The 6,449-nt window shown below is 75.1% G+C and carries 4 protein-coding genes; all 4 read right to left on the reverse strand.

Annotated elements, in window-relative coordinates; all coding sequences use genetic code 11:
- Positions 1–1,348: PP2C family serine/threonine-protein phosphatase (locus AB0E96_RS36755; RefSeq protein WP_359830466.1), on the reverse strand; the 1,348-nt coding region annotated here is incomplete at its 3' end.
- Positions 1,349–1,350: 2 nt separating this feature from the next.
- A complete protein-coding gene (locus AB0E96_RS36760) occupies positions 1,351–3,912 on the reverse strand; it encodes a tetratricopeptide repeat protein (RefSeq protein ID WP_359830468.1) in 2,562 nt (853 codons plus the stop codon).
- 5 nt (positions 3,913–3,917) lie between these two features.
- On the reverse strand, positions 3,918–5,300 hold the full coding sequence (locus AB0E96_RS36765; RefSeq protein WP_359830471.1) for a hypothetical protein: 1,383 nt from the start codon (positions 5,298–5,300) through the stop codon (positions 3,918–3,920).
- Between the two features lie 273 nt (positions 5,301–5,573).
- A partial coding sequence (locus AB0E96_RS36770; RefSeq protein ID WP_359830473.1) for a transporter substrate-binding domain-containing protein occupies positions 5,574–6,449 on the reverse strand: 876 nt, incomplete at its 5' end.

Consider the following 6,449-nt stretch of genomic DNA (forward strand, 5'->3'; position numbering starts at 1 on the left):
GGCGTACGGACGGTGCTGTCCGACGCTGTGTACGCCTTCGTGACGACTCCGTGCCGGCCCGCCGACGCGCGGCGTTGCGGTGTGGCTCTCCTGGCGGGACGGGCGGCGCCGGGGGGATCTCCGGGGGCGCTGCCGGGGCCGGGGGCAGCGGGGCGGCGGGGGAGCCGATCACCGGGAGGTCCGGCAGGGTCGGCTCGTAGTCCTCGTCTTCCTCCGGGGCGGGCCGGTCGGCCGCCCGCGGGGCGATCACCGGCAGGTCCAGCGCGGTGGGGCTCTGTTCGGCCTCCTCGACGGCGGCGGCCGGCGGGTCGATCGGCAGCACGGCGACGGTGATGTTGTCGTGGCCGCCGGCCGCGACGGCGAACTTCACCAGGGTCTGCGCCGTGGCGAGCGGCTCGGTGCGGGCGTCCGGGCGCACGTAGTACGCCAGGTCGGTGGCCGCCTCGGCGTAGTTCCACAGCCCGTCGGTGCAGATCAGCACCACCCCGGGGACGTGCGGGGTGAAGTCGAGGGTGTGCGGGACGACCTCCTCGGCGTCGGCGCCGAGCCAGCCGGTGATCGCGTGCGCCCGCGGGTCGGCGTAGGCCTCGGCCTCGCTCATCAGCCCGGCCTCGACCATCCGGGCCGCCCAGGAGTCGTCCTGGGTGAGCCGGAACGGCTCGGCGGCGGCGCGGTCGTCCGGGATCCAGTACGCCCGGGTGTCGCCGACCCACCCGATGGTGACCCGCCCGCCCGCGGCTATCGCGCTGACGTAGGTGCAGGCGGGCGCGTTGAGGTCGGGCCGGGTGGGGCTGGCGCCGTCGGTGGCGAGGGCGGCGACGGCGTCGGCGGCGTCGGCGATGGCCCGGCGCATCGCCTGGTTCGGGTCCCGGCCGGCCTCCAGGGCGGTCAGCAGCGACTCGGAGGCGACGTCCACGGCGGTCTCCGAGGCCTCGTCCGGGCGGTCGGAGGAGGAGACGCCGTCGCACACCACGGCGACGACGACCGGCTCGCCGTCGGGCAGGGAGGTCGCGGCGACGGTGAAGGAGTCCTCGTTGCGGTGGTGGCGCACGCCGCGGTCGCTGACCCCGGCGACGCCGCCGAGGGACTTCTCCATGTGGTCGCGCGGGCGGGGCTGGGCGCCGCCGCAGCCCTCGCAGTAGCCGTCCGGGGTGACCTTCGGCTGCCCGCAGTGGACGCAGACGGGCCCGCGCGGCGAGGGTACGGCCTCGCCGCGTGCGGTGGCCCAGCTCGTGGGCATCGAGCCGGGGGCCGCCCGGCCGTCCCGGCCGGTCCCGCAGGAGCCGCAGTAGGCGTCCTCCGGCTCCATCGGCTCCGAACAGCTCGGGCACTCGGTCTGCTGCGGCATTGCTACACCCACGTCCTGGGACGGGCACGGTTGGCCCGTTCCACCATCTCGATCCTGATCTCGGCCCGGTCGGCCAACCGGGCGAGTACCCGGTAGGACTGTTCCAGGGCGAAGCGCAGTTCCCGCTCCCGTGCGGGACGTCCCAGTACCACCAGGTCGGTGGCGGGCCGGCCGGCGGCCGTCTCGGCGCCCACCCAGCCGAGGGCCGCGTCGAGCACCTCGACGGAGAGCTCCTCGCGGCGGCGGGCGTCCAGTCGCAGCGCGGTCAGCTGCGCGGAGCTCGCGCCGAGGTCGGCGGCCAGGTCGTCGGTGGGCCGGCGCTCGCGCAGCCGGGCCCGGACGGCGGCGATCCGGGCGGCCGTGTACTGGTTGGAGGCGGCCGGGACGGTCTCCAGGACGCGGACCGCGCCGGTGCGGTCCCCCTCGGCCAGGCGGACCCGGGCCAGCCCGAAGGCGGCGCTCAGGTAGGCGTGGTCGGTGGTCCAGACCAGTCGGTAGAACTCGGCCGGGTCGCCGCCGTCGCCACCGCCGTTGCCGTCGCGGAGCAGCTCGGCGCAGATGGCCAGGGCCAGCTTGGGGGCGGCCTCGCCGGGGAAGGCGTCGTAGACGGCGTCGAAGGCCTCGGCGGCGGTCCGCACGTCGGGGGCGGTGCCGCCGACGAGGGCGGTCAGGCCGCGGTACCAGACCACCCGCCAGTCGTCCGGCTGGTCCTTCTCCAGTTCGGCGAGGTGCTCGGCGGCGGCCCCGTGGCGGCCGAGTTCGAGCAGGGTGCGCAGCTCGCGCAGCCGGCTCTCGACGGAGACGGCGGGGACGCCGGCCAGTGCGGCGAGCGTCTCCTCGGGGTCGGGGGTGACCAGGACGGCGAGGAAGCCGGCGTTGGGGTCGCCGGGGTCGACCCGGGGGACGGGCAGTGCGAGGGCCGCTGCTGCCGGGTCCAGCGGGGCCACCCGGAGCTGCCCGGACTTCTCGGTGGGCAGCAGCAACTCGGTGTCCACGACGCGCAGTTCGGGTCCGAAGAGGGTGGAGGGCGCAGGCCGGGGCCGGTCGTCCCGGAGGGCCAGGACCTCGCGCAGCACGCCGGTGAGCTGGTCGGCCATCTCCTCGGCGGAGGCGAAGCGCCGGGCCGGGTCCGGGTCGGTGGCGCGGACCAGGAAGCGGTAGTAGGACTCGTACCGGGCGAAGACCTCGACCTGCTCGGGGCCGGGCAGCGAGTCGCGGTAGGTGCCGCTGTAGCCCTGGAAGTCGAAGGTGAGCACCGCCAGGGTGCGGGCCACGGTGTACAGGTCGGAGGCGACGGACGGGCCGTCGACGGCGATCTCCGGGGCCTGGTAGCCGACGGTGCCGTAGATCGGGCCGTCGTCGTCGGACCGGCGGACCGCGCCCATGTCGATGATCTTGAGCGTGTCGCCGCTCTGGATCACGTTGTCGATCTTGAAGTCGCAGTAGACCAGGCCCCGGCCGTGCAGGTAGCCCAGGGCCGGCAGCGCCTCCAGCGCGTACGCGATCGCCTGCTCGACCGGCAGCGGTTCGCGCCGGCCGTCCGGGGTGCGGCGCTCGTTGGCGATGTCCTTGAGGGACTTCCCGCCGACGTACTCCATCACGATGTAGCCGTCGGTGGCGCCGGTCTGCGGGTCCGGGTGCTCGGCGAAGTTGATGATCCGGACGATGTTCGGGTGGTCCACCTCGGCCAGGAAGCGCCGTTCGGCGACGGCGACCGCGAGCGCGTCCTCGTCCCCGGTGTCCAGCAGGCCCTTGAGCACCACCCACTTGTCGTGCACCCGCCGGTCCATCGCCAGGTAGATCCAGCCGAGCCCGCCGTGCGCCAGGCAGCCCACCACCTCGTACTGCCCGCCGACCAGATCGCCGCGGCGCAGCTTGGGCGTGAACGAGTACGGCGTGCCGCACTTGGTGCAGAAGCCGTCCGGGCGGCCGGGGCGGCCGTTCTTCTCCCGGCCCACCGGGGCGTCGCACCTGGAGCAGAACCGCTTGCGCTCGGGCACCTCGGGGTCGACCAGCACCGCCCGGGACGGGTCGGCCGCCTCGACGGTCGGCACGGTGACCAGACCGGCGCCCAGCCGGTTGCGGGTGCCCGCGGAGGCGCCGCCCCGGGAGGAGCGGACGGAGAGCGAGCGGCCGCTGCCGGTGCCGGCCGACAGCGAGTGCGCCGAGCCGCTGCGGCCGGATCCGGCGTGGCCGGAGCCGCCCCGGCCGGGGCCGGGGGAGACCCGGGCGGAGGGGACGTGGGACCGGGTGGCACCGGTGTCACCGGTGCCGCGGGTGTCGCCGGTGGGCGCGGTCAGGCCGCACTCGTCGCAGTAGCCGTCCGGGTCGATGCTGCCGGAGCAGTCGCGCGGACAGGGCGAGCCGGGGCCGGCGGGGGCTCCCGGCGCGGACGTTCCCGTCGTGGACGTTCCTGCCGTGGAGGTTCCCGTCGCGGAGGTCCCCGGCGCCCCGGAGGTCGCCGTGGTCCGGCCCGCAGGGGCCAGGCCGCACTCGTCGCAGTAGCCGTCGGCGTCGATCCTGCCGCTGCCGGAGCACTCCGGCCGTTCGCACGTCCCGCCCATCAACCTCAGCCCCCCTGAACCTGTCCGTCCTGAACCTGTCCGTCGGCCGGCGTCCGGCCGGCCGCCTCCTGAGCCTGCCCGTCCCCGGTCTCGGCGTGGGCCGGCCGCAGCGACTGCTGGAACCGGGCCACCGCGGCGGCCGCCGCCCGCAAGTCGCAGGGTGCGCTCCACAGCAGCCAGCGCGCCTTCTCGTACCGTTCGATCACTTCCGGGTCCTCGGCGACCCGCAGCCGCGCGGCCATCGCCTTGTAGGCGTCCAGCCGGCCGCGCAGTTCGGCCCGGACGGCCAGCGGCTGGGTCACCTCGGTGAGCGACTGCCGGGCCCGGCCCAGCTCCTTGGCGGCGGCGTCCTCCAGCGCGTCCAGCAGCGGTGCCAGCCGGCCCCACTGCCCGGCCTGGCGCAGGTCCAGCGCCGCGACGATCCGCTCGCGCAGCGCCGAGGCCGGTCCGGGCACCGCCGGCACGTCGCTGGACGCTATCTTCGCCAGCACCTCGCCGCGCGCCCGGCGGGCCTCGGCCAGGGTGGCGTCGGCCCGCTGGAGCAGGTCGCCGACGCCCTGGAGGCGTTCCTCGGCCTCGTCGCGCAGCCGCAGCAGGTCCTCCAGCTCCAGCCGGACGCCGTCCAGCGCCCGCCCGGCCCGGTCGAACCGCTCGGTGTCCACCATTCCGGCCGGGCCGGCGAAGGCCTCCCCCTCCGGGACGGTGCCGCGCTGGGCGGGCACCCGGGCCGGGCGCCACAGCGACAGCGGGTCGCCGTGCACCTCGGTGCGCAGCCCGGTGAGGTCCTTCTCGATCCCGGCCAGGTCGTCGCCGAGCGGGTGGGCGCCGGTGCGCACGCCGAGCGAGGCGGCCAGGGTGCGCACCCGCTGGAGTTCGGCGAGCAGCAGGTCGATCCGGGCGGGCAGCGCCGACCAGACCGCGTCGGCGGCGCTGACCACCTCCAGCACGGTGGCGTACCAGGAGTTCATCCGGGTCATCAGCGCGTCCAGGCTGATCCGCTCGACCAGCCTGGCCGGCGCGCCGAGCACCTGCGGGCCGTCCGGCACCACTCCGCCCGGGACGGTCACCGCCTCGCCGGTCAGCAGTTCGCTCAGCTCGGCCAGCTCGGGTGCGCCGGGCTTGGCCTTGCGGGCCCGGACGGCCCGGGCCGAGGCGAGCGCCTCGGAGTAGCGGTCGAACAGCGCCCAGAGCAGTGGCAGGCCCTTGCCGGCGACCGACCAGCGCTCCAGGGTGCGCCCGGACAGCTCGGCGCCGTCCAGCAGCCGCAGGCCCGGGTGGTCCTGGAGCGCGAGCAGCGCGGACTCGACCGCGTCCCGCTCCGCGCCGAGGCGGGCGAGCGCGCGGTCCACCTCCTCCCGGCTCAGTACCGGGCCAGCCGATGCCGCCACCGCGGTGTCCTTCCTTCCTCGCGTGCGATCCGGACGTGCCTGACGTGCGGTCCCACGACAACCCCCGTGCCCACCACCGGTCTCCCCGTGGTGATCGTCCCGAACCCTAGCCGGTGACCGTTCGGGCGGTGCGGGCGCGGGGCGTCAAGCCGTTGTCGGCGCTCCGCTGACGGGCCGTGCGCCACCTCTTCCGCGCCCTCCCACGCACCGTCCCGGAGGTCGTCCCGGACGTCGTTCCGGACGTCGTCCCGCCGGGTCGGCCGCCGCGGCGGTTCAACGGGTGCCCGGCCAGTACCGGTCGGCGTCGGTCTTCAGGTACGGCTCGAGCCAGTGGTTGTACGAATCGGTCCAGTCGCCCCGGGCGTGGTAGTCGGCGAGCACCTGGTTGACGCGGGCGATCAGGTCGGTGTTCTTCTCGTTCACGGCGACGCCGATCGTCTCCTCCTGGATCGCGCCGGGAACGATCTGCACGGTCTGGTCCTGGGCGGCCTGACCGGCCGCCAGGATGTCGTCGGTCATGGTCGCGTCGACCTCGCCGAGCTGCATCAGGACCAGGCAGTCCAGCTGGTTCGCCACCGTGACGACCTTCCCTGCGGTCTTCTTCTTCTCGACCACGTCCAGCGCGGTGGTTTCCTCGGCGACGCAGACCCTCTTGCCCTTGATCGCCTCGTCGATGTCCTTCGGGTGGGACGTCTGCGGCACCAGGACGCGCTGGCTGATCTTGAAGTACGGCGTGGAGAAGGCGACGCCCTTCATCCCGCACTTGACCGTCATGGTGCGGACGATCAGGTCGACCCTGCCGCTCGTGATGGCGGGCACCCGGTCGCCCGTGGCCACCGGCTTGAACACCACTTTGTTCTTCTGCGGGTCCGCGCCGTTCATGACGGCCGCGCCGATGGCCCGGGCGAGGTCGATGTCGAAGCCCTCGATCTGCCCGGTCTTCGGGTTGCGGGCGCCCCAGCGGTAGCTGTTCTGGTCCACGCCGATCACCAGGGTGCCCTTGTCCTTGACGGCCTTCACAGCCGGGCCGTCGGCGGTGCTCGGCGGCACGCTCTTGTGGACGTCGCAGTCGTCGGCCTGATCCTGCCGCACCTCCAGCGGTGCGGCGGTCGCGGCCGTCGGCGCGGCGCCGCGGGGGCCGCCGCCGGC

The organism is Kitasatospora sp. NPDC036755 (assembly GCF_040636595.1).
GTDB lineage: Bacteria > Actinomycetota > Actinomycetes > Streptomycetales > Streptomycetaceae > Kitasatospora.